The sequence below is a fragment of the Natrinema gelatinilyticum genome (assembly GCF_024266705.1).
GTDB lineage: Archaea > Halobacteriota > Halobacteria > Halobacteriales > Natrialbaceae > Natrinema > Natrinema gelatinilyticum.
Genome location: NZ_CP100757.1, coordinates 1,219,317 through 1,243,249, shown reverse-complemented (window position 1 = coordinate 1,243,249; position 23,933 = coordinate 1,219,317). Strand labels below are relative to the sequence as shown.

The 23,933-nt window shown below is 56.3% G+C and carries 13 protein-coding genes and 6 pseudogenes; 8 read left to right on the top strand and 11 right to left on the bottom strand.

Annotated elements, in window-relative coordinates:
• Positions 1 to 199 precede the first annotated feature (199 nt).
• The 3 genes and pseudogenes from NJU76_RS23890 to NJU76_RS23880 form a co-directional block, all read right to left on the bottom strand.
• A complete protein-coding gene (locus NJU76_RS23890; protein ID WP_254532923.1) occupies positions 200 to 364 on the bottom strand; it encodes a hypothetical protein in 165 nt (54 codons plus the stop codon).
• A gap of 583 nt (positions 365 to 947) precedes the next feature.
• Complete coding sequence (locus NJU76_RS23885) at positions 948 to 2,009, bottom strand: enolase-like domain-containing protein (RefSeq protein ID WP_254532922.1); 1,062 nt, start codon at positions 2,007 to 2,009, stop codon at positions 948 to 950.
• Positions 2,010 to 2,237: 228 nt separating this feature from the next.
• Positions 2,238 to 2,369, bottom strand: a pseudogene (locus tag NJU76_RS23880) (IS1595 family transposase); the annotation flags it as partial.
• Positions 2,370 to 3,076: 707 nt separating this feature from the next.
• Here NJU76_RS23880 and NJU76_RS23875 point away from each other — a divergent pair.
• The 4 genes from NJU76_RS23875 (at position 3,077) to NJU76_RS23860 (ending at position 9,283) form a co-directional block, all read left to right on the top strand.
• Positions 3,077 to 4,216 carry a DUF1214 domain-containing protein gene (locus NJU76_RS23875; protein WP_254532921.1) on the top strand — a complete coding sequence of 380 codons (1,140 nt, stop codon included), beginning with the start codon at positions 3,077 to 3,079 and terminating at the stop codon, positions 4,214 to 4,216.
• Between the two features lie 664 nt (positions 4,217 to 4,880).
• On the top strand, positions 4,881 to 6,341 hold the full coding sequence (locus NJU76_RS23870) for a DUF1254 domain-containing protein (protein WP_254532920.1): 1,461 nt from the start codon (positions 4,881 to 4,883) through the stop codon (positions 6,339 to 6,341).
• Positions 6,342 to 6,679: 338 nt separating this feature from the next.
• The gene (locus NJU76_RS23865; protein WP_254532919.1) at positions 6,680 to 7,804 is read left to right on the top strand and encodes an HAD family hydrolase; all 1,125 of its coding nucleotides are present in this window, start codon (positions 6,680 to 6,682) and stop codon (positions 7,802 to 7,804) included.
• A gap of 954 nt (positions 7,805 to 8,758) precedes the next feature.
• On the top strand, positions 8,759 to 9,283 hold the full coding sequence (locus tag NJU76_RS23860) for a macro domain-containing protein (protein ID WP_254532918.1): 525 nt from the start codon (positions 8,759 to 8,761) through the stop codon (positions 9,281 to 9,283).
• 21 nt (positions 9,284 to 9,304) lie between these two features.
• On the opposite strand, the gene NJU76_RS23855 is transcribed toward NJU76_RS23860, so the two are convergent.
• The gene (locus NJU76_RS23855) at positions 9,305 to 10,774 is read right to left on the bottom strand and encodes a hypothetical protein (RefSeq protein WP_254532917.1); all 1,470 of its coding nucleotides are present in this window, start codon (positions 10,772 to 10,774) and stop codon (positions 9,305 to 9,307) included.
• A 1,434-nt stretch (positions 10,775 to 12,208) separates the two neighbouring features.
• Between NJU76_RS23855 and NJU76_RS23850 the strand changes: the two are divergent.
• From NJU76_RS23850 to NJU76_RS23840, 3 genes and pseudogenes are all read left to right on the top strand, one after another.
• Positions 12,209 to 12,486 (top strand): annotated as a pseudogene (locus tag NJU76_RS23850) (HVO_A0114 family putative DNA-binding protein); the annotation flags it as partial.
• 390 nt (positions 12,487 to 12,876) lie between these two features.
• On the top strand, positions 12,877 to 13,260 hold the full coding sequence (locus NJU76_RS23845) for a DUF7344 domain-containing protein (protein ID WP_254532916.1): 384 nt from the start codon (positions 12,877 to 12,879) through the stop codon (positions 13,258 to 13,260).
• A gap of 979 nt (positions 13,261 to 14,239) precedes the next feature.
• Positions 14,240 to 15,130 carry a CPBP family intramembrane glutamic endopeptidase gene (locus NJU76_RS23840; RefSeq protein WP_254532915.1) on the top strand — a complete coding sequence of 297 codons (891 nt, stop codon included), beginning with the start codon at positions 14,240 to 14,242 and terminating at the stop codon, positions 15,128 to 15,130.
• Positions 15,131 to 15,294: 164 nt separating this feature from the next.
• Here the strand turns inward: NJU76_RS23840 and NJU76_RS23835 are convergent.
• The 7 genes and pseudogenes from NJU76_RS23835 to NJU76_RS23810 form a co-directional block, all read right to left on the bottom strand.
• Positions 15,295 to 15,564 (bottom strand): annotated as a pseudogene (locus tag NJU76_RS23835) (HVO_A0114 family putative DNA-binding protein); the annotation flags it as partial.
• Positions 15,556 to 15,728 (bottom strand): annotated as a pseudogene (locus NJU76_RS27250) (toxin-antitoxin system TumE family protein); the annotation flags it as partial. The pseudogenes NJU76_RS27250 and NJU76_RS23835, both read right to left, overlap by 9 nt.
• Positions 15,729 to 15,819: 91 nt before the next feature.
• Positions 15,820 to 16,134: pseudogene (locus tag NJU76_RS23830) on the bottom strand (DUF6166 domain-containing protein); the annotation flags it as partial.
• A 231-nt stretch (positions 16,135 to 16,365) separates the two neighbouring features.
• Entirely contained in the window at positions 16,366 to 16,701 is a 336-nt protein-coding gene (locus NJU76_RS23825; RefSeq protein ID WP_254532914.1) for a helix-turn-helix domain-containing protein, read from the bottom strand.
• Positions 16,698 to 16,964, bottom strand: a complete 267-nt coding sequence (locus tag NJU76_RS23820) for a hypothetical protein (RefSeq protein ID WP_254532913.1) — start codon at positions 16,962 to 16,964, stop codon at positions 16,698 to 16,700. The genes NJU76_RS23825 and NJU76_RS23820 overlap by 4 nt, the downstream gene beginning before the upstream one ends.
• Positions 16,965 to 17,205: 241 nt before the next feature.
• Entirely contained in the window at positions 17,206 to 20,553 is a 3,348-nt protein-coding gene (locus tag NJU76_RS23815) for a bacterio-opsin activator domain-containing protein (RefSeq protein ID WP_254532912.1), read from the bottom strand.
• 134 nt (positions 20,554 to 20,687) lie between these two features.
• Positions 20,688 to 21,965 (bottom strand): annotated as a pseudogene (locus NJU76_RS23810) (RNA-guided endonuclease InsQ/TnpB family protein).
• 318 nt (positions 21,966 to 22,283) lie between these two features.
• Here NJU76_RS23810 and NJU76_RS23805 point away from each other — a divergent pair.
• Positions 22,284 to 23,402, top strand: coding sequence for a transposase (locus NJU76_RS23805; RefSeq protein ID WP_254532911.1), 1,119 nt, complete (start codon positions 22,284 to 22,286; stop codon positions 23,400 to 23,402).
• Positions 23,403 to 23,933 lie beyond the last annotated feature (531 nt).

The window sequence follows — 23,933 nt, the reverse complement described above, 5'->3', positions numbered from 1 at the left end:
CACAAAAAGAGCTATAATACTCATGTTGCGAGTTCATCACTTCTTCAACGGTCAGATAGTGCCAAATATTGACAGAAACGGCGCGCAAGATGGAGAGGATGGACGCAGCTAGCCGTTAGCTATAGAGGCAGCAGTTGTCAGCACACTTTTAGGTGAGGTTCGCGGCTGCCCGACGGCTCTCACACCGGAGCGGGCTTCATCACCAGCCCATCCCCGGATTGTCGGCGGCCTGCCGGATCCAGGAAGCGATCTGTTCCTCGTCTACCGTGTCCGTCTCTTTCAAGTCCAAGGCCTGTCTCTCCGGAGCCGTCCCGCTGGGCGTCTCCGGCTCGAGGTGCGTTCCACACACGAATGTCAGTTTCACGTGTTTCGAGAACGCAGTGAACTACCCTGCCCTACCGCGCTCGGGCCTCCCCGGCCCTCGCTTGTTAAGGACGGAGCTTCCTGCTTCGGTGTCGGAACGTGCAGGGAACGTCCCCACAGCGTCCACAAGACGCTCCGCGTCTCGTGCGGCCCGGCAGAACGCTGTTGGCGTTCTGCGGACGGTTCCAGACTCCACAGGCGGCTTCCCTTGACAGGTGGTTCGGAGTGTCCCACTCCTACCGGTTCGACACTCGGCCACAACCGACGATGCACGCTTGTTGTCGCGTTTGAACACCGCCGGAAGCGTGGTGAGCATCTTACTACCCCGTTCGACCGCTGTGGTAGTAAGGGTGCCGATTCACACGAAAACAAGACGTGCGGGCGTTGTCTCCCCTCCTTGCTCGCTTCGCTCGCTGAGGATAGCGCGGGACCGTCGGTCCCGCTGACCATGCGAACGGCGTCGCCGTGAGCAGAAGGGGGGTTAGCGCCCTCAATTACAGCTAATGAAGCCGATTCAGGTGAGATTCAAAGTCCAGAAGATGGACTCTACCGATAGGCAGCTGAACTCCTCAGCACGTCGCCCGTTACTCGAATTCGAGTTGTTTCCATTCCATCCCGGTCGGGGCCTTGGGCGGCTCAAGAGGACTTGGGCGCAGGTCCGCTCTAATCGTCGGTTTGTTGTACGCTCGCGGCGCGACATCGTTTGGTCCCTCAGGGTAGAATAGTGACGCGAGCAGCTGGATATGCCCGCGTCCGACACAGAGTTCGCATTGCCCGCTGCCGTACATACTGATGTCCTGCTCCGCACAATACTCGATAGTCTCGAGAAGCGACCGGACGGTCCCGAATCGCGATGGGACAATGGAACACCAGTCCGGCTCGAATGGCGCATCACGGAGGTCGGCTGTGCTGCGGACCGACGCACCCAACGAGAGACGCTCCGAATTCGCCGCGAGCAGGTCGTGTACGTCGTCGGAGACGACAGGATCTGCCACAACGGCATCGGGGAACGTCTCGAAGACCCGGCGATAGAGCTCGGGATTCGGTGCTTGACTGTCGCCGTCTCCGTCGGACTGGCCGTCCAAATCGAGCACGCGGACCGCGTCGGTCTCCGCGAGTCTCGTGAAGGTGTCTGTGGTCCACGCATCGGTCGGCTTAAGCGCAAACTCGCAGGTGGGGTTGACCGTGAGTGTCTCTTCGACTCGAGTCGTGTCCCCATCCGGGACCGGTGTACTGGCGACGAATCGAACTGGTGAGTACTCCCGACCGAAGCGGGACGCCAGTGTCGTGTCGTTTTGCTTGAGGGCGAGGTCGAGTGCGGCACTCTCGACTGCCCACCGTCGATACGTCCGCGAGACTTCGCGTTCGGGTGGCTTCGTCGGAAAGAGGTCGATAGCTTCGAGGGACTGCGAGAACTCGTCGAACGTATATTCGCCCGCGAAATCGAACGGTAGTGTATCTGGCAAGGCTTCGTGATCGACGGCCTCGTAAGTGACGTCTTCGCCTGCTCCGAACTCATCTTCCGCCAGCAGGACGAACGTCGAGGTGACGCGAGTTGTCCCGCCCACCATCTCTCGGCGGCGGCTGGTCCGATCCGAAGCCGATATTGTCAACGGAAGGCCTGCGATGCGATCGTATAGCGTCATGTCGCGGCCCAATGGGCACACGCGAGGGTCGGACCGGCTCCCGTGTCAGTAGTACAGTCGAATACGCTCACGGACGAACGTGACGAGCGGCCGTGGTGGGCCTGCCGTTCCATATTAGAGTATAGTGCAGTAATCACAAATCAATGCATCTGTTCTAGTTTAGCGGCGGAGTGAAGCAGGATCATAGTGGATATTGTACCAACGCTCTTGCGTAGCACATTGTTGATTTCATAGAGTCGCTTGAATAGGGTGTTTGAGTGCGTCTCGCCCCGGTTTTCGATATAATTCTCGGCGGAGCTGGAACGCTCTGAGATATTATGTTAGCTTATCTTTCGAGATACCTCGATGTGGCGAGATGTAGGATTGACTCGAGCAGCTTGGTGCACCGATCTATCGGCATGTAAGGCAACTCTTTGAGGAGTCATTAGCGCTGTTCTTCTAGCGACGTTACTCGAAGTTCGTCCTCGACTTCGTAGAAGTAGCCTCGCTCGAGAAGCAGCGCGTGATGATCGAGATCCTTCTCAAGAACGATGGGGAGTGGTTGCTCAGAAAAGAGGTTCGGTAGGCGATGCGCGATGACTACGGAATGAACGTACCGAATAGCGGACGAGCCACAGCTGGGGTTATTGCTGGATTGACCCGGAAGTACGACGAAGACTTCCGCCGGGACGTCATTGAGGGACGCTGGGGAGACGATGCTCGGCAATATACGGAGCATCGAGTTGGCGACAAGTATAAAAAGAAACTCGAGATTTATTGAAATTTTGGGTGGACATAAATTCCGAAACCGTACCGCATATACTCTCTGGTCAGCAGGCTGCTTATGATAGATGTCTGATAGACGATCAGTGGTTGCTGAATACAAAGCGCGAGTGCAGCACGAACTACGGTCCGTGATCGCTTACTCTAGGTACAAATAGTATATTGAAAATCAGGGTTTGTCATCAAGCTAATACTACCACCATGTCATGAAATTATCCTTGAGTCTCGTCATTGTATTATATCGAACGGTGGTGTACGGTTGTCTGAGTCGGTCCCAACCGCTATAGTGGGACACTCAGAGAGGCATGAGTAACGAGCCACACCACACGACGCCAGAATCGGACTCCGAACCGCTGCGGGCAACGCGCCGAACCGCGCTTCGCGGGGCAGGTTTCGCCGGAATACTCGCACTGGGTGGTAGCAGCGCCACTGCCAGCCAAAATGCCTCGGAGACGAACGCCCAGCAGACGGACCAGCAGTCGTCAGCAGATGACGAGTCAGTCCCGGTGACATGGGAGAACTACCCACGCGCCAACTGTCATGCTTCTTTTCTTTCAACTAGCGACAGGGGCGGGTTCGGGCAACTCCTTAATATCAGAAATATTGCTCCCATTGAGGAACAATTGGACATCGAGACAAATCGTGACACGCTCTACTCATATGGAGTCTTTGATCTGACCGAGCCGGTCACCATCACACTCCCAGACAGCGGTGATCGATACATGTCAATGAACGTCCAGAATGAGAACCAATATGGGAAGCTGTGCGTTTACGATCCTGGCCAGTACACGATAACACAAGATCTCACAGAGACTCGGTATGCTGGCATCGCGATCCGCATATTTGTTGATCCTAACGACCCGGCCGATCTGAAACAAGTCCAAAACCTCCAGGACGAAATCGTCGTGGAACAATCATCGGCTGGGTCGTTCGAGATTCCCAACTGGGATCAACAATCATTCAAACAGATCGACGACGCGCTCACAACAGTCTTTACCACGCTAGAGAACTTTTCGGGCGCGTATGGTGACGTAGACCAAGTCGAGCCCGTGAAATTTTTCATTGCCAGTCCCTCGGGGTGGACCGGAGTTCCGCAGCCGTCAGAGGCGCTCTTCCTCCAACAGATTCCCACCCAGAATGACGGCACAACGCCACACGAACTCACGGTCAACGAAGACGTCCCCGTCGACGGATTCTGGTCGGTTAGCGTCTACAACCCCGACCTGTACTTTGAGGAAAACGAGTACGACGCGTACACGATTAACAATGTGACCGCAGAGCGAGCCGATGACGGCAGTATCACGATTAATTTCGGTGGCGACCCCAACCAGCCGAACTTTATCTACACGCCAGAGGGATGGCACTATTTAGTCCGCCTTTACAAACCACGCGAACCCATTATCAACGGGAGCTATCAGTTCCCCGAAGCCAAGCTGGTCGAGTGATCCGAGCGCACACATAGTCGTGGCGCTTCTGGCAACTGAATCGTCATAATATCAAACGTCGACTTGTCTGCCATCTTCTCCAGATGAACAAGGCGAGTGCCTCGGGGCTTGTCCCCGAGATCCTTCACTAACGGACGTGCTGAACTCATCCTCTGGATCTCTCACACCGATTCTAACAGCAACTCGAGAGTTTGCTGAGTCTTTGCAAAATAGATAGCGCGAGTGCAACACGAACTGACGGCTGAATAGCGGGGTCCGTGATCGCTTACCACTGATGCATATCGTCGATCGAGAATTCAGAGATAGTTATCACTCTACTACTGTCATCATGTCATGAATTGATTCACAAATGTCACTGTTGTATTATATTGGCCGATGGAGTGGGAACGTGTGAGTCGGTCCCCACTGCTGTGGGATACTCAGAGAGACATGAGCCATAACCATGAGCAAATATCCGCATCACACGACGCCAGAATCGGACTCCGAACCGCTGCGGGCAACGCGCCGGACCGCGCTTCGCGGGACGAATACTCACCAGGGAACCCAAGATTCAGACAAGATAGGTGATAGAGTGCACCAATTCCGCACCCGAACGCTGACGCGCCGCGAGGCGCTCCAGAGAGGGGGACTCGTCGCAGGGGGACTCACACTCGGAGGATCGACGGTGACGCGAACAGTCGCCGCCGATCAAGAATCCGAAGAGAGTCCGGACAGCGATACGGAGACCAGTGTGGCCTCGATCGCAGAAGAGGCGTACCTCTACGGACTTCAGCAGGTCATCTTCTACGTGACGCGCTTCAACTACACGCAGAAGGAAGACAGCGACGTCTTCGTGGGCGTCAATCGGTGGTACTATCCCAACGAGGGCCGACCGATAACGGCCGACTTCACAGCTGTCGTCAGTCCGAACGCCACCACCCTGTACGGGCAGGGCTTTCTCGACCTGCAGGACGAACCTGTCGTCATTGAGATGCCCGAGGTTACCGACCGCTACTTCTCGCTAGAGTTGATGGACCAGTACGGGATCTACCCTCTCTACGCCGGGAATCAGTTCAACGGCACCGACGCGCGGTCGTACCTGATCCTGCCGGACGAGTACGAGGGCGAAATCCCGGGCGACTTCCCCGCGACCGATGTCGTCCAGACAGGGACGAAAACCCTGTTAACCGAACTTCGGTACGCGCTGCGCGATCCCACAGACGAATCCGAGATCGCGTACGTTAACGACCTGCAGGAGCAGACGACCATCACCCAGCTCAGCGAGTGGCTCGCCAACGACCGCTCGGGCGTGCCACGGGCGGAACAGTCAGTCGTCCCCGGCGACTACGAGACAGTCCCGCGAATGGCGGATCTTACAGAGCAGCAGGTCGAAAACCAGACCGCAGCGGACTTCTTCACCCTCCTCAACCTCGTCCTGAACGACCCGAGCATGCCGCTCATCGACGACTCCCGAAAAGAGGCTGCGATGCTCGAGTGGTTGGAACGGGTCGGAATCGGCCCCGGAATGGAGTTCGAGTGGTCCGCGCTCGAGACCGACGTGCAGGAGGCGCTGACCAGCGGGTTCGAGAACGGATTCGAGCGCGTCAGAGCCGCCGGCACGGAGGGCAACAGCGACGTTATGGTAGACATGAATGGCTGGAACATCCTTCAGAACACGGCGGACTTCAGAACCGACTGGTTGACCCGGGCCGTCATGGCCGATATCGGCTTCGCGGGCCCCGACTCGCCAGCGTCTCACGTCGCTGGGTTCAAATTCACCGACGCGAACGGCGAGCAACTAAACGGGTCGACACAGTACACCATCACGTTCGACCTCAATAACCTGCCGCCAGTCACCGAGTTCTGGGAGATCCCGATCTACGACGCGCAGGGCTACTTCGTCGAGAACGAACTCGGCCGCTACAGCATCAACAGCTACATGCTCGAAGAAGGACTGTTGCACACTGACGCCAACGAACTCGTCATCTACGTCCAACACGAGAAGCCGGCCAATTCCGAGCAGGCGACGAACTGGTTGCCGGCCCCGGAAGGAGGTATGCGATTCGCAGCGCGGTTCTATGGTCCCCACTGGTCGCTGGTCGATGGGTCCTACGACATGCCCGAAGTCATCCCTGCGGAGGAGTGATACCTTCTACCTTCATCCCCAACCATACAGTTGGCTTGCAGTTTCTGTATCTAGTACACCGTTTTTGACAGCGGCCCGGGAGTTCGGTCAGAGTCGGCTGGACAGAAGGCGCGAGTGCAGCACGAACTGACGGATGAATAATGAATAGTGAGGTCCGTGATCGTTCACTCCAGGTACACATAGCCCATTGAGGATTCAGAGATGGTAATCAATCTAAGACTATCATCAAGTCATGAAATCATTCTCAAATATCGTCACTGAATTATATGGAACACTGGTGTGCAAGCGTGTGAGTCGGTCCCAACTGCTGCTGTGGGCCACTCAGAGCGACATGAGCTATGAGCAACGAGCCACACCACACGACGGCGGAGCCAGAATCCGAACCGCTGCGAGTAACACGCCGAACCGCGCTTCGTGGGGCAGGTCTCGCCAGTTTACTCGCGATGGGCACCGGCAGCGCCAGGGCCCAACGAACCGTTCTGAATGCGGACACTCACCAGAGTCAGAAAGAAACCACCGAGCCACTTCCATCTTGGAACGACGGCCAAGCCAAGCAGGCCATCCTCACGTTCGTAGAAGCGGTGACGACGCCAGACTCTCCCGACTTCGTGCCGCCCGCTGAGCGCATAGCCACGTTCGACAACGACGGTACGCTGTGGGTCGAACGGCCAGTGTACGCCCAGCTCGCCTTTGCAATCGACCGAATACGAGAGCTGGCCCCCCAGCACCCAGAGTGGGAGGACGAACAGCCCTTCAAGGCGGTGTTGGAGAACGACCTCGAGACGCTGGCGGCAGCGAGCCAGAGTGAGGTGGCTGAACTGCTCGCTGTCACGCACGCCGGAATAACCACGGACGAGTTCGAGGCAATCGTGACCGACTGGCTGAATACGGCGCGCCATCCGCGTTTCGACCGGCGCTATACTGAGCTCGCCTATCAGCCGATGCTGGAGTTGCTCTCGTTTCTGCGGGCGAACGAGTTCAAGACCTTCATCGTTTCCGGCGGTGGCGTCGAATTCATGCGACAGATGAGCGAAGCGACGTACGGGATCCCGCCAGAGCAGGTGGTCGGCTCGACTGGGAAGACCCGCTACGAGGTCCGGGACGGCGAGCCGGTGCTGGTAAAGCTGCCGGAGGTCGATTTCGTCGATGATGAGGCTGGCAAACCAATCGGTATCCACAAGTTCATCGGCAGGCAACCCATTGCGGCGTTCGGCAACTATGTCGGCGATCGCGAGATGCTCGAGTGGACCGACGCAGGGGACGGGCCGCGGCTGCTCCTGTTGGTTAACCACGACGACGCCGAGCGTGAGTATGCCTATAGTATGGACGAAGACCTAACAGGAGAGACGTCCGACGAGTCTTCCCAGCCATTTATCGACGTGGCAGAAGAGAAGGGCTGGGTCGTCGCCAGTATGAAAGACGATTGGGAGTACGTCTTTCCCTTCGAACAAGCAGAAAGCTGAGTCGAGCCTACTCAATGAATCTCAGTCGGGCACTGCATCCAAACGGCCAATACGATGACCTCAACAGTTCCATATTCGGCGACTCGTTTGACGTTCTGTCCCTAATAGCCGTGCTGAACAAATCCTCTAGATTTCGCAGACTACCCCTGACAGCAAAGTGCAGCACGAACTACGGTCCGTGATCGATCACTACAGGGACAGATAGTCGATCGAGAATTTAGCTGTAATTGAGGGCGCTCAGCCCCCTTCTGCTCACGGCGACGCCGTTCGCATGGTCAGCGGGACCGACGGTCCCGCGCTATCCTCAGCGAGCGAAGCGAGCAGGGAGGGGAGACAGCGCCCGCACGTCTTGTTTTCGTGTGAATCGGCACCCTTATTATCCCTTCGGTTGAAGGTGGTAATAAGATGCTCACCACGCTTCCGGCGGTGTTCACACGCGAAAACAAGCGTGCATCGTCGGTTGTGGCCGAGTGTCCAACCGGTAGGAGCGGGACACTCCGAACCACCTGTCAAGGGAAGCCGCCTGCGGAGTCTGGAACCGACCGCAGAACGCCGTTTGGCGTTCTGCCGGGCCGCACGAGACGCTCCGCGTCTTGTGGACGTGTGGGATCTGTTCCTGCACGTTCCGACACAGAAACCGGAAGCTCCGTCCTTAACAAGCGAGGGCCGGGGAGGCCCGAGCGCGGGAGGGCGGAGTAGTTCACTACTTCCAGGATTTACCCTCATTAAGTGGCCTATCAGCCGTGTAACGATCCATCCTTCCACTGTACTTATCGAATCAAGATTCTCACATAACAGGTATGAGAGCTGTTATATGACACCCTCTAGAGTAATGTGAAGTCGCGGATCCGTGCTTTGGACTAGAGACCGTGAACGGTTCTTCGAACTGTCGGTGGTTGTTCCGAATCGCCGTTAGATCCGTTTCTACACGACAGAATTATTGGGACGCCGTCAGTGGTATCCCCTATCGGCAGTATGGATTTTATTGTTATCGAAGGCGATATTGCGCGGCAACGCGCTGATGCACTTGTCGCGGCTTCAGATACGAGCCTTGCGATGACTGGCGGCACAGCACGAGTACTCCGTGACGGTGGGGGCGAAAATCTTCACGAAGCAGCGATCGACCGAGCACCAGTAGATCCTGGTGAGACGATCGTCACAGAAGGCTTTGATCTCCAAGCAGAGTACGTCATCCACGCTGCGGCGAAACCTGTCGCCGGTCATGCAACCAAAGGAACAGTTCGAACTGCAACCAGCAATACTCTTTCTGCTGCCGAAAAATATAGTTGCCGATCGATTGTCCTGCCACTCTTCGGCTCTGGGGTCGGTGGGCTTGATACTGAGACGGTTGCGGACGCAATGATTGATGAAATTGATCAGTTCGCGTCGACGACGCTGACAGACGTGCGAATCATTGTATACTCCGCTGACGATAGATTTCGGCTTCAAGAACGCGCAGATGCACGACTCAATCGCTGACGCAGAGTCTGATACACGTAACTACCGAATCACCGACCGTGTAAGAGTAAACACAAAAAGGGCCACGAAGAATGCGCCGGCGAATCCTTCGATGACAGTGAGGATGCGAAGACCGAGTGGAGACGATGTGGGCGTCGTTCCGAGAAGAAAGGTGATGAAGGTTTGGGCACTGAAGATCAGATAGTCGTGGATCGCTGTGCTGGCTCCAAACGCAGAGGTGTACGTCATTCGATAGATGACGGCAAACGCAACGATGATGATCACCGATGAATAGATGGCGCGTCGCGATAGTTCTCCGTGTCCGGTCAGCGCCCCAAGCAGCCAGTTGTAACTGCCCCGTCTGAGGCCCTGCAGGCGATGTTTCGTCGAGTGACTCGACAGCGTTCGTGACCAATGTCGCTGCCGTCGCCATCGCATCTCTTGGCGGAAGAACCGGGAGGCAGCCTCGTTGTCGCCTCGGTCGGCGGCTGCCATCCGCGCTTTCAGGTAAGTTATTTCCAGTACGTCTGGTTGCTCAGGCGATGGCTCCGGCACGTCATCGACCGAACGACGTACCTGTTCAGCGGTCGGATTGAGTTCGTGAAGTCGCCAGTTGGCTTTGTCGAGTTCGTGTCTGTAGTCACCGAAGTCAAACCCGTCAAATGTCGTCCGTCGAAAGTTGTACCATCCCAATAGGTGTTCACAGGACGGTGCTTCAAGCGACACGTCGTCGATTTGTGCGCCGGCGAGATCGTATACAACTGCCCCGGCTTCTGGCTGCATCAGTTTACCGGCAGGTAACTGCGACGCTCTGAGGTCGACCCATTTGACAGTAGTGTCGGACTTCGCTTCCGGTGCGAAGCGGAACTCATCGGCGATCGTTACGTTCTGGAAATTCATATAGCGAGGAGACTGGTTCGGTGAAAATACCAACGTCTCGAACGTTGTGGCTTCGAATTCTGAAGTTTCGCAGAACATGGTACTCCGGAACTCGGCACGGTCAAACGTAGTGCCGTCGAACTCGGCAGCTTGCTCGAACGTGGCCCCACTCACGAGTAGCGTCCCCACGGTTGCGTCGCGTAGGAACACTCGGTCCGAGAAGACTACTGTGTTTACCCTCGATTGACCCTCGAGCGTCGCATTGTCGAGGTGGACTGGTCCATCAATGTAGGTATCGCCGATCGAAATCCCCTCTGACGCAGTCAGGTTCACGGCCCACAGCCCGTTCGATAGGACCGCTCGGTTAGCGACGACCCGCTTCTCAATGTCCGCCCCGTCGAGTCGGAGCCGAGCTCTGGTTTCGAGTTCAGTGATGTTGATATCGCCACTCGTTTCGGCGCGTTCGAGATCGAGTCGATCGATGGTCGCCCCGCAACAGGTCAGCGTCTGGGTAATCGTGGCAGCTCGAAACCGAGCGCTACCTTTGACCGTTGCGTCGGACAGATCAAGTGCGTCTACCGCTGCTCCATCGAACTGGAGCGAAGTTGCAAAGCGGGTATCTGCCGCATCCACTACACCGTTAACTGTTGCTTCGGTGAAGGAGACGGTCGAACGGAACTCGCTACCGGATACCCATAAATCGTGATCGATCGTAGTGTGCGAAACATCGACTGGCCCTTCGAAGATACTTTCCCGAAGATCGATCGGTGCTCGGTGGCTGCCGTCGATGACAGCAAACGGTAGTAAGAGGGAGGGAAATCTTGCCCCGAGAATTCGGGCTCGTTCAGTTCTCTCGGCGTTCTCATCCGTACTCGCTGCGATGATGTCCGTCATAAATACAGTCTTGTAGTCAATCTCGGACCGAGCCTTGTGGTCCGCCGGAAGATGAAACGGGCAGCGATTCGTTCTTGGGTGTGCTTCGTGTGGACACCGCCACACATCGTTCGAGAGATCGCCAAAGCGATGTGAGGAGACCTCGTGTTTGTACGTACACTGCCGTATCTCCTCAGCCATATCTGAGTCATATAAGTCGATTGGGAAATGAATATCGGTATCAACGAACATCAAAGACGAAGATGCTTCAGTTACAGTATCCGCCAGACAGATTAACATACTAGTGATTAGCACACTAGAACAACTAGACGAGAACGACCGTACTCCATTGATCCTTATATATGCACGACTGTTTCCCCCTCGACCGGCTTATTGGCGCCGCAGAACAACCGGATAACGTTGACTTCGGCGGTCCAGACGTCGAAGAGGTAGCGTCGACGGTCTGATGTTAGATCACTCGCTGCCAATGCGGGTAGGAACGAACCGTGGGAGGGATGGCCGTCAGATGAACGGTCGAACTCGAAACCCGGTGCTATCTGATTAGAGCCTGGTCATGGGGTAAAGCCAGTCGATATCGCCGGCCTGAAGTGCTGGCAGAGGTACCGCTTCGGCGAATAGCCTTGCTGACGACACGTTAGGAAGGGCACTGTTAAATCGAGGCTCAAGGAGGTGGGGGTCCTTCTCCCAAGTGTCCATGTCGAAGAACTCCACTCAATCCGTCGGAGTCCGAAGATAGAGAATGGTTAGACAAGGCACTTCCAAAATCATCAAACACTTGTCAACGAGCCGTTAACTAAACACGCCGAGTTAGCAGATGCAATTTAATAGTGCCGGTTATAGCGACATGATTTATCACTCATCAAAAACGCCAACAGAGGGTCGGCGTTGGAACCGCGCATTCCCTGAGAGATATAGCAATGTTGGGGACTGGAATCGAGTGAGAGATGGGCTATCGGCTTCACGTTGGAACAATCACGGGAGGGCGAGGGGCAACGACCGAATCGTTTTGCTCGCCGTCTGAGGGTTGGGGATCCTTCCCTATCAACTTGTTGGCCACCCTATACTATCGCTCATGAACAATAGCCATCGCTGGAGACAATAGCACATGTAACTAACAGAAGCATCCGCACCACTTTAGGTAAACCGCCTCGGGGCTTGACCCCGAGGCAGCTTACCAGCTACGACGACCTCCTGGAGACGCTGACGCCGCGTGTCCTCAAACTCATCAAGGCCATTCGTCGGAACGACCATCCAGTATCAACGAGACCGCACGGGTTGTTGCCCGAGACGCAAAGAATGTCCACGAGGAACTCAGTCGGCTTGCCCAGCTGGGAATCATCTTCTTCGAAGAAGAAGATCAGAGCAAGCGTCCTGTCGTCTGATTCGACGAACTCGTGATCAGCCTCCCGTATGATCCCGAAGTTGGAGACACAGCGGCTGCAGCACCGTAGGGGCATCATGACACATGTGAGGAAACAGTTGAGGAAGCACTCGCTCTGTACGATCTGTCCCGAAGCGAGCAACCTAAAGACGCAGGCTGAATGGCTGCAATGCTGTGAAGCGCTCGGAGTCAAGCCTCGTGACATTCGCCTTGACCACCTGTAAAACGGAACGCCTAGTGTCTGAATCCTGCCCGACGACACATGCCGTGCGAATGGAGCGGTAATCAGCGATGCTCCTCAGCATTGACCTTTTGCTACTATTTATTTACGAAATTGAAATTTATTCAATATACAGACAGAATTTCATTAATAAATTTGAATATTTGTATAAAATATGCCACTGTGATCCGATAGTATGTGTTAGGTATTTAACGAGAGCGAATAGAGCAACCAATACCAATGGCCAACGACAACACAGATTCCAACAGATCTCAAGTGATGAATGATGGCAGTGGATCGACGTTCGATGAGTTGTTCTCAATCATGGCCAACCAGCGACGGCGATATGTGTTGTACTATCTCCACGACGCTGCCAGAGACACCGTCGAGTATAACGAGTTAACGGAGACGATTGCACGTTGGGAGACGCCTTCCGGTGAAGATCCGCCGAACGATCATCTGGAAGCACTCGAACTCGAACTCCAGCACCACCACCTTCCGAAACTGGGTGACCACGGGATCATCGACTATGACTCACGGAGTAAGATGATCCGCTATGGGAATGATTTCTCCAAGCAAGAGTGGCTTGAGAAGACAAGAAGAGAAGAATTCGAAGATGTATAGCTGGCTGAATTCAATAAATGATGGGAACATCATTGAAATACGAGCTCTGTCATTTGATCGAGTAATATAGGCGAATACCTCGGGGCGTGACCCCGAGATGGTTGACAACGTGTGCTATCCTCTCAGCTTTCAACTACGATATTCCATGTGTGCGCCGTACGCGCTACCAAATGCTGAAAAGAATGAGGCTAATCCGACAGCAATAAACAGTTCCCACGGTGTCGGCCAGATTAGTGATGCAACATAGGTTATAATCAATGTAACCCCAAGCGAAATAAGTCCTGCAATGGCTGATTTTTTGAGCAGCTGAGAATCCATACAGCAAACCACACAATGACGTTACAAAGAACTTATCCACAGTACCTCCACGCCCTCATGCAGCACCACCGGACGACACTTCCAACTCGATAGCACGAAGACGGCTTCAGGTGTCTTATCACAACCGACCTGCTACTGAATAGGCGGATCGACATCGGAGGGCACTAACTACCCGACACACCCACGAAGACGTCCTCACAGACGGGCAGTTTGAACTTCTACTGGGGGCGTGCTCGGCACTCCCGGAACCGCACGACTTCGAGGCCCGATTCATCTGCCTCACCGCAGGCCGACTCGGGTTGTGGACGGGCGAGATCGCACATTTCCAGACCGAGTGGGTGAACTGGAACCGCCGAACGATCCGAATCCCCCCAGCACGAACCTTACCAGTGTAGATACTCCCGACGACAGGCCAGACAGGAAGCCAAATACAACAAAGACCTGTCCGTAGCAAATGCCGTCGCGTCCCGGTAGCACCTGAAGACCGTGGCGTCGGCTCGAGTCATCCCGTTCGACCTCTCGCTAAGGCTGGAGCTGTGTTTCGAACGCTTCGCTGCCCGATCCAATGAGTTCCCCCGCTCACAGTCAACAATCAGTGAACAACCCCGACCCTCGTGGTTGGGGCTGTTCACGTTAACTGCGTCCGGCCCATAAATGGAGTATGGAACAGACTGCACATCGAACAATTGGCAATACGTCCGTCTCAATCGGGAACCCATGGCTGTTCTTTGCCGTCACTTTCGCCATAACGTGGGGATTCTGGCTGGCAGCAATCGCTCTCGAGGTAAGGTTTGACAGCGCCGTAGGACTCGTGTTGCTACTAATCGGGCTTGTTGGCCCTGGAGCTTCCGGTATTGGGTTTGTATACCTTGTGTACGATGGTCGAGGACGGGCGGATTTCTGGAATCGCCTCGAACAAGTCCGCCGAATCGGCGTTCGGTGGTTCCTCGTGATACTTCTGCTTCCGTTAGCAGTGACTATCACAGCGGCAGTAGTAAGTATGCTATCAGGTGGGTCAGGTGCGACATGGGGCGAAGGGGTGCAGGAATTCAGCGTGAATCCACTTGCGATCCTGCCTGCGCTATTTTTCGCCACACTCCCGCCTCTTCTCGAAGAATTAGGATGGCGGGGCTACGCATTAGACCGGCTTCGGATGAACTGGTCCGCACTGAGTGCCAGCGTGCTGCTAGGCGTGGTCTGGGCCGTCTGGCACCTCCCGTTATTCTTTATTGAAGGCTCATTTCAACGCGAGGAAGTCGGATTCGCCACACTCGGGTTCTGGCTGTTCATGATCGGCATTGTCGCACTATCAGTCGTATTCACGTGGGTCTATAATCACACCTCACGCAGCATCCTCGGGATTATTTTTCTTCACGGATGGATTAATTTCGTCTCCGAAACTATCGAAATCGTAGACGTATTCTATTACTCTCAATGGGTGCTGCTTGCAGTGATAATTACAGCAATCTGGGGAGCGGCGACACTCACGAATACCGAAGAGGTGCCTCAGCCGCCTCCTGGTAGCGATCACGGTGAGCTTCACCGTCAGTGAGACACTGACGTCGCTCCGCTCAACGTACTCGGTTCGTTTCGTACATCCTTCACTGGACAATGATTCCACTGTTCAACTTGCTTGTTACTTTGGATCAGACATCCGTTCTCCGCGAGAGCTTTCTGATTCCCCTCGCATCCTTTCGAAGGGGCAAAAACAAGCGGCTAGTCTGCGTCGACATTTTCGAGAAGGGGGTAGTCAATGTGCATCTCGATTTTGTCGAATGGAACAACTGGCTGGATCGCTCCACCAGGGCCTCCTTCCTCGAGTTCGAGGATACCCAGTACTTCCAGCTGTTTCAGATCTGCATGGACATCAGAAATGTTTTGATCGACGAGTCGTGCAGCCTCATGCATACTTGCGGGGTGCTCTTTGGCGATCGCTTGAATGAGATCAAGACGTAGTAGGGTGAGGCTGTCAACGAGATTATCGTACGCGTTATCGTAACGGATGAGCGTCAGATCTTGCAGCGGCCCCAATGCAGTGTGTACTTCCAGCCGGACGGGTAGGCATCTGTATCGGCCGTTCGTCGGATGACGACGTTCTCAACGAGGCCGGCTTCAACGTGTGAGTAGCGGTGCGTGAGTTCGTGGCCCATCCCTCACTCGTTGGGTTGACGCCCGACAGTACAAGTATGTTGGGCGAATTCCCAACAGCCGCTCAGATGATTGCGCGGTATCGCTATCCTTCTAAGGAGCGATGATTTCACTGGTTTTCGCTGCAACTACCGCTTCAACCTCACTGCTGGTGAGTCGCCAACGCTGCTCGTGACCAGTACACTCTAACTGGCTCACGACTTCGTTCTTGAACGCCATGTACTCCGCCAGTGCTACTTCTCGTCGTCGGTGTAATCGAGCAGGAGGGCGAGCGCGAGTTAGGCCGATCGCAGCCACTGGATTCCATTCGAGTCTGCTCAGACTGTGATTCGCCAGCTCGAGACTGCATTCGGGTGTGAGTCGTTCCTGGCCGGGTTGTTTCTCGACGATGGCGCGGCCTCGACGACGGTAGCCGACGTAGACGACGTCGGCGTCAGCCGAGGCTCGTGGCTATTCGTGCAAGTGTAGGTCGCTAATTTTTTCATAGGTCGGTTCGCGGGTTTGCTCGTTCAAGCACCCCCGAACCCCTCGGGGGTGATAAATGTTCTCGGATGCTGCGGAACTAAGCAGAGAATGAAAAGGCACAGCAAGCGCCGTATCCCACGATAGATCGTATGCCGAACCGGTGTGGACTCAGAGTCAATCGTCGGGGAGTTCGTCAGCGTGGTTCTGCATCAGCTCGAGCAGCGGGCGAATCTCGTCGAACCGAGGCCCCTTCCGCACCGTGTTATTCCCTTGATCCCACTCAATAACTCCGGCATCTTCGAGCTTCGGGAGATGCGCATTCGTCATACGAATCTGGAACGATTCTAGATCCTCATCCTCGAGTTCAACGTCAGTGGGAATCTGTGGGCCCTCGTCGTCCTGTGGGTTGTGTTCCAGCAGTGCGACGAGTAGTCTTCGACGGTACTTGTTCGCCAAAATATCGAAAACGCGGTCCAGCGAGGGCGGTGCTAATGAGTTGTTTACGGTCATGTTTTGGATTGTCCGTTCTCGCGCGTCTCAACTGCTCCAACATTCTCTGTGCGACGTGTCTCGACGTCTGTTGCGACAACGCGTGCCGTGAGTTCGTCACCCTCGATAGGTGTCTCCCATCCGAGAAGGGGGAGCAGAATGCGTCGGTTGTAGGGGTGGCTCAGGATGCTGCGCATCTCGGAGGTCAGTCCATCTTCGGTAGTAGAAGACTGGGTTGAACGCATGCGGTCGCCTGAATCAGTTCCCTGTCCGTCGAGAGTCATATCCCCCGTTTCTAGGTGCAGCGGGGAAAGGGATACTTCGGAGAAGTGCGAACGCTAGGGAGATTCGGTCGCAACATTGCGATACCATCCGCAGCGAACGATCACTGCTGACCACTCTATGCAATCGATGTATCGCCTGTGTCCTTACGAAGAGAGGGACGACATGAGATCACGAGTACGCGATACACATCCGGCTAATACGCAATAATCAAATGGGCATAACTTCAGGAAAAATAGATCCCTACACGGAATCGAATACCACTTCGAAAATGCTGCGCTCGGCGCCCCGAAGGTGGTAGTTGAACGTCGACTGTGAGAGGTCAAGCGCGTCGGAGAGTTCCTTGCCAGTCTGCACCCGAGGCGACTCGAAGAACCCACTTCGGTAGGCCAACTGGAGAATTTCCTGCTGGCGGGGCGTCAGTCGGTCCTCGAACACGCCCTGAAGCGTATGTTGCATCTCGAGTGAGTGGGTTCGCGTTCGACGGCCGAGGAGTTCGAGATCCGGAACCGTGTCCTGGATCCGTTCGACAAATCTGCGGACATCGGCTGACTCCGAGAGGTCGATGACGGTAGTCGCAGTGCCCGCATCGATGGAGAGCGAGCGAACTGTCGCGTTCCGATCGAGGACGTGTGTAGCGAGCATTGAATCAGCCAGCCGTGCTTTGAACATGGCACCCTCGTCATGGTCAGTGAGCTGGTGCAGTTCATCGATGGCGAGTGACTCCTCACCGGCAGCGACCAGTTCGCTGGATACGATATCCGTCGCGGTGAAGAACACGGTTATCTCGTCGTCTGATCCCGGCACGAGTCCCTCGAACTCGATCGCACAGCCTGTTTCTCGGGCGAGGCGACACAGTGGGGTTTCTGCGGTCTCCGAGCGGAGCGTGAGTTCGATTACACTGTCCGTCCAGTCAGTCCCTCTGGTCTCGACGGTGTGGATCGCGTGGGCGATCGTCTGCCCGAGTTCCGCCAGCACGTCGGTATCGCGGTCGTCGTACTGCGGCGTTCCGTCATAGACCTTCAGGACGCCGTAGACGAACTCATCGTACACGAGCGGAATACTGAGACACGAGCGTGCTCCCAGTTCAAGGGCAATCTCGCGCCACGGGGCAGCCCGCGCGTCAGTCGCGATATCATCGATAATCTGTGTCTCGCCGGTCTGAATCGCGGACATGAAGGGGTTTCCGTCGGGACCTGATTTGTCGTCCTCTACTATGAGATCGGCCAGCGAACTGCTGTCGACGCCCGCCCATGCCCGGGGTTCGATCGCGTCGGCGGCAGCGTCGAAGTCGCCGACCCAGGCGAACTCGAAGAGCGCGGACTCCGCAAGCCGGTCACAAACAGCTTCGTCGATTTCATCGACCGTCTCGGCCTGGACAAGCGCCTGGTCGATCTGCCGAATGAGCGTGTTGAGATTGTCGAGCCGCGTTAGTTCCGCGTTTTTCCGCTCCAGTTCCTGTTCGCCGTCGGCGCGGTCCCACGCAGTTTCGACGGTCGCCGCAACCGTCTCCATGAGATCGACTGTCAGTTCGTCGAATGCCTCAGAGTGCGTCGACCCAACGCAAATGACGCCATGTCTCCCGAGCGGGGCGAGTATGCGGCTCCGTAGCGACGACTTCGAAGACGCACACTCAATGCTGTCGAGATCGTTGACGACATTGATATCGTCGCTGATGAACGTCTGCCAGACTTGGTCGGAGAACTCGTCGGGGAGTTCCACTGCCTGCGGGTCTAGCTCAGGACTCGTGTGGCGACTAAACTCATAGACATCGCCGGTCCGGTCGTCGTAGCGCCATAGAGCGACGTAGTCGGCGTCAAGCACGTCCTGTGCGAGTGCCGGGGCGTGCTCGCTGATCTCCTCTGTATCGGCGTCGATTAGTTCGCGACTCGCGTCGTTGAGCCGTTCGAGGGATTCGTTAGTCTGCTGCAGTGCTTGCCGCGACTGGTGGCGCTCGACCGCGATGCCTGCGATGTAGGTGGCAAAGTCCGATAATTGGCGTTCCCACTCGTTCGGAGTGCGTGGCTCGTCGAAACAGAGCATGAACGAACCCACGGGCTCGCCGTCCCCATCCCGTATGGGTTCTGAATGTCCGGCGAGCACGTCGTTCGCGACGCAGAGTTCACGCCATTCCTCCGACCATCTGTCGTCGGTCGTAACGTCTTCGCAGGTGATGCCATCGCCGCGAAACACCGCCTCTCCGCACGTGCCGATCATGAGGTCGTTGATCGGTGCATCTTCGAGCCCCTCTCCCCACGATTGGTCCAGATCTGGGGCGATGGGGCGCTGGAACGAGTCGCGGTCGTCGTCTGCGAGCAGGATACTGGCTCGAACGCCCTGGCTGAGTTTCGGAACTGCAGCGCACAGTGCATAGAGACACTTATCGAGTGGTGTCCCGGCGGCGATCAGTTCCAGCAGCTCCTTTTGCGCCTCCAGCAGCTGTTCCCGTTGCTTGCGTTCGGTGATGTCCGACGCTGTCCCGAACCATTCGGTGATTTCGCCGTCGTCGTTCAGGATTGGCACCGCCCGAGAGTAGGTCCAGCCTCGAGTTCCATCGACCTGCAGGACCTGGTGTTCCAACTCGAAGGTGCTCTTGGTCTCGATGGCTTCCGCGATGGTGTCCTGAACGCGCCCCTGCTCGTCGGGCGGGATATAGTCATCGAGCCAGTTGCTCCGGACTTCATCGGTATCGGCGATGAACCCCTGGCCGTCGAGTTCGTGCATCTCGGTCCAGTCGGGACTCATGCGATAGACGACCTCCGAGGTCGCCGTCACGAACGCGTTCAGCCGCTCCTCGTTCGCCTGCAGTCGGTCGTAGGTAGTCTCCTTTGCTTCGTGTAACTCCTGGCCCCGTAGCATAATGTCCGTCGTGAGGTGAGAGTCGCGGGTGTCGAGGCGGTCGAGCACCGCTTCGCCGCCGTCGGCTTGGAGCTGGCGGACGACCGGCGTGACGTCCTCGACACGGTGGATGATGTAGTCGATATCGCCCGATTCGCCGACGACGGGTGCGTTCGTCGGGCTCCACCAGCGGTCCTCGAACTCCTCGTTCTCGGAGTCGGGGCGGGGGATTGGATAGAACGTCACCGGCATGACGTCGGTTTCTTGCTCCGCTTTCACTCGTTCGAGTGACCTCCGCAACCGGGGAGCTCCTTCGGGGTCTGGGTCGTCGGGATCGGCGGGGAATACATCGAATATATTCTCGCCCATGATCTCCGCCCGCTCGGTCATTGTCGCGTCCAGGTAGGCGTCGCTCACGGCGACGATCTCGTAGTCTTCGGGCTCGAGGATGAGATAGAGCCCCGAGACGTTCTCGAACAGTTGGCGGAACGTCGACTCGGTGACGGTCGCCTCCGAATCGTGCTCGACAGGGTCGTCGTCACTGACGGGCTGCCACCATACCCGCCCGCGAGCGCCGACCTTCTTCGTCTCGATAATGCCGTCCTCGACGAGCGACTCGAGTCTGTTGTAGATCGTCCGATTCGTACAGTCGAAGTTCTCGGCGACCTCCGGCGTGGTCACCGGAGTACCGGGCGGACCGAGGCCGTCGAGTTCTGCGCGAACAGCGTCGGGAGTGGGTGCGGACGAACTCATATGCGCAGTTTACGAGCAGCGTGCAAAAATATTCCGTCAATAGAATCGATTACAGGACTGCATTCAACGGATCGCTTTCGCTGACCGAGTCCCAATTTGAATCAGACCAAGAGATACGCACGGAGGCACGTGAACTACTCCGCCCTACTCGTCGCCTTCGGCGACTCCTTGAGGGCAGGGCTTCCTGCTTCGACGACGCGACGTGCAGATACGGGAACGGTATCCACAGCGGTCGCAGTCTCCACAGGCGTTGCTTCGGAGTGAACCACTCCTAGGTTCTCCAGACCACGCGACTGGATATTCAACGCCGCGTTCCAATCCCTGTCTAATTCGAACCCACACGACGGGCAGGAATGTTCCCGAACCCACACCGGTTTCGCCGTCTCCACGCCACACGATGCACACTCTTTCGTCGTGCCACTCGGTTCGACTTCGATAACGTGACACTCGTTCTTCCGACCGTGATGTTTCAGAATCGTACTGAAGTTTCGCCAGCCGACTTCGGCCTTGTTCCGAGCGTTGCCACTGGCTTCAAGCAGTGACGTCACGTTCAAATCCTCAACGAACACGGCGTCGTGCTCGGTGGCGTAATAGTGCGCGAGTTTGTGCTTATAGTCTCGCTTTTTGTTCGACATACGAGCATGGACCGTCGCGACTCGACGCCGTTGCGTCTCCCAGTTGTTCGACTCGTACTGTTTGCGAGAAAGCGAGCGTTGCTCGCGCTCGAGGCGTTTTCGCTCATCGGATAAGTCAAGACGGCCGATAGACCGTCCAGCCGAATCGTGGACGAAGGTGAGGACGCCAAGGTCGATTCCTACGGTATCCTCAGCGTCGATGTCCCCTGAGTCTGGTTTATCTGGTTCGTCGGTGCTGATGCAGAACGAAGCGTACCACACTCCTGTGGGTTCTTTCTTCACCGTGACTTCCTTGATAGCATCGTGGTCGGGAAGGTCGCGGTGAAGTCGGAGTGGGATTTCGATGGTTTCACCGCGTACTTTTTTGAGGCGGAGTATCGCTCGGTCTCACGGGCCACTCTTCGTGTCGAGTTCGAAGCCCGATTGCCGGTATGTGAAACTCCGATACTCATGCGGTGACTTCCAGTTCAACGAGCCAACATCGTAGCCCTTGGCTTTGAGTGTGCCGAGGTTGGTGATGTTGGTACGGATACGCTCGACAGCTTTCTGCAAGACGGTGGAGTAGACCTGTTTGAGGTCAGTCCACTGTTGCTTGAGTTGTGGGAGTTCGTCGCGGACGTGCCAGACGCGCTGTCGAAGCGTCCCCTCGTCTTCTGGTATCTTGTCGAATTCGTGGAGGGCGTGGTTGTACACTTGTCGCACGGTGTCACGAATCCAGTCGAGACTCTCCCGTTGGGTGGTGGTGGGAAAGAGTCGGTATCGTGGACTGTACTTCATGCGACTTGTTCTCTGCTAGTGGTTGTGTTTAGTTAACTGTTCTGGCTAGAGTAATTCGACACTCGTGCGGACGCTGTATCCCCGCCCTACTCGCTCGCGGCTAACGCCGTTCGCTCCTTGAGGACGGGGGCTTAGCACCCTCTCTTTCAGCTAAAAACCCGCCGCATCCTGAAAGTGTAGGGGCTGTCGGGTTCATTACACGACTGAAGTCGTGGGTGTTCTCCTCGATTATAGTGCTGAACAGGCGCAAAACCCACGACTGAACAGTAGTTGCTGAAGTGACCAAGTGACGATTGCCGTTGCGGTCGTTGTCTCGATATGGTCGAGACAACCGAGGCAACGCAGGTGACTCGCGCGGCTTCATCACTACTGTTTCCGGAGTTGGAGTTTGGGATCGCTGCGAACGGAACCTATCCGAGCGAGGACTTTTTGGAAGTCCTCGCTCGGATCGCCTTCCACAACGAGTTCGCCAACACTGGCGCAAGAGCCTATCAGCTTGCCCGTGGTGACGATATTTCCATTGATGCAACCGCACGAAATCCGCTCGCACGCGCGCTCCTCTACCATTTGCGTGGACTCGATGCGGACGCGGTCGACGACCAGTTCGACCGCGTCCGCGATGCAATCCTCAAGGAAGCAGCACGCAACCGCGTGTTCACTCGGCCAGTTGACATCGCAATCGACGTTCACGACTGGCTCTATTACGGGGCCGAAGAGACTCCTCGTGTCTGTACAACGAATCCTGCCCAGGGCACCGATCATGCGTACAAGTTCGCTACCGTCTGTATTGTCAATCCGAGAGTCCAATTCACGCTCGGATCAGTAGCCCTGGAGGGGAGCGATACCGACGAGTTGGCGGAGGCGATCCGCCAACTCGTCTCAGAAGCCCGCGAGTACGTCAATATCAACCGACTCTACCTCGATCGTGGCTTCTACCGCGTTCATCTCGCATTGACGCTCGAAGATCTCGACGTTGAGTTCCTAATGCGTGCGCCCCAAACACGGAAGGTACAGCAGTTCATTGACGATCATGACGGCGACACGTTCATCGCAGAGTACGAGATGGCGCGATCGAATCCACCGACGGGCCGGACGATAGTCCGGCTCGTCGTCGTTCCGCACCGAACACGAGACGACGATCACTTCTGTCTGGTCACCAACCGCGATCTCGACGTCGGCACTGACGTCGAGATCGCTCGGCCACTGGCTGAAGCATATCGCCGTCGTTGGGGGATCGAAACGTCCTATCGCAAGATCACGGAGTTTCTTCCGAGAACGTTCTCAGTACGGCTGTTCTACTTTCTGTTCGCCGTTGCACTGTACAATCTGTGGGTGTTGACGAATCTGCTCGTGACTCCACGTCGGGCGGTCGGGACTGACCCGGTCGTCCCGACCGCCCTGTTTCGCGCGTTTCTCGGTCAAATACCGTACGGATAGCGGTTGTCTCGATGACTGACTCGGGCTGCTCAGCCCGGGTCAGTACGCCCCTTAGTACTGGCAAGACTGGGAGAACAACGGCTGACGGAAAGCTTCGGCAGCTGTTACACTCTCTGAACAGCACTGAGCACGGTTTCACGAAGCCGGAGTTGAGAACGAGACTTCGATCCTTGCGGCTTTCCTGATGAATCAGCAACTACTGTTCAGTCGTGGGATACGCGCCGTACACATCCTGCGGGCAACGTTTTTGAGTGGTGCCCGCGTCTCTTGTCGTGTCGGCCCAAAGGGTACGACCCCTTCGGCACCCGATAGCCCGAAACTGGCGGTTCGAGTGTCCGCCCATCCCGGAAACGGGACGTGCCCCTCGTGGGAACAAAAACCAAGCGTCGGGCTTCAACACGCGACACAAGTAACTCCGAGTCCGCTAACGCCCCGTTTTAGGTCCGCCGGAACCAAAACGTCGGGTCCGAACGGGGCGAGGATAGGAGTACCGGCGGCGTGGCACCGCCAGCGGCCATCCCTCGCTACATG

Coding starts and splice junctions, on each gene's coding strand:
- NJU76_RS23875 (WP_254532921.1), top strand. CDS start 3,077: ATGAGTAACGAGCCACACCACACGACGCCAGAATCGGACTCCGAACCG.
- NJU76_RS23885 (WP_254532922.1), bottom strand. CDS start 2,009: ATGACGCTATACGATCGCATCGCAGGCCTTCCGTTGACAATATCGGCT.
- NJU76_RS23845 (WP_254532916.1), top strand. CDS start 12,877: ATGGCCAACGACAACACAGATTCCAACAGATCTCAAGTGATGAATGAT.
- NJU76_RS23840 (WP_254532915.1), top strand. CDS start 14,240: ATGGAACAGACTGCACATCGAACAATTGGCAATACGTCCGTCTCAATC.
- NJU76_RS23820 (WP_254532913.1), bottom strand. CDS start 16,964: ATGACTCTCGACGGACAGGGAACTGATTCAGGCGACCGCATGCGTTCA.
- NJU76_RS23825 (WP_254532914.1), bottom strand. CDS start 16,701: ATGACCGTAAACAACTCATTAGCACCGCCCTCGCTGGACCGCGTTTTC.
- NJU76_RS23815 (WP_254532912.1), bottom strand. CDS start 20,553: ATGAGTTCGTCCGCACCCACTCCCGACGCTGTTCGCGCAGAACTCGAC.
- NJU76_RS23805 (WP_254532911.1), top strand. CDS start 22,284: ATGGTCGAGACAACCGAGGCAACGCAGGTGACTCGCGCGGCTTCATCA.
- NJU76_RS23865 (WP_254532919.1), top strand. CDS start 6,680: ATGAGCAACGAGCCACACCACACGACGGCGGAGCCAGAATCCGAACCG.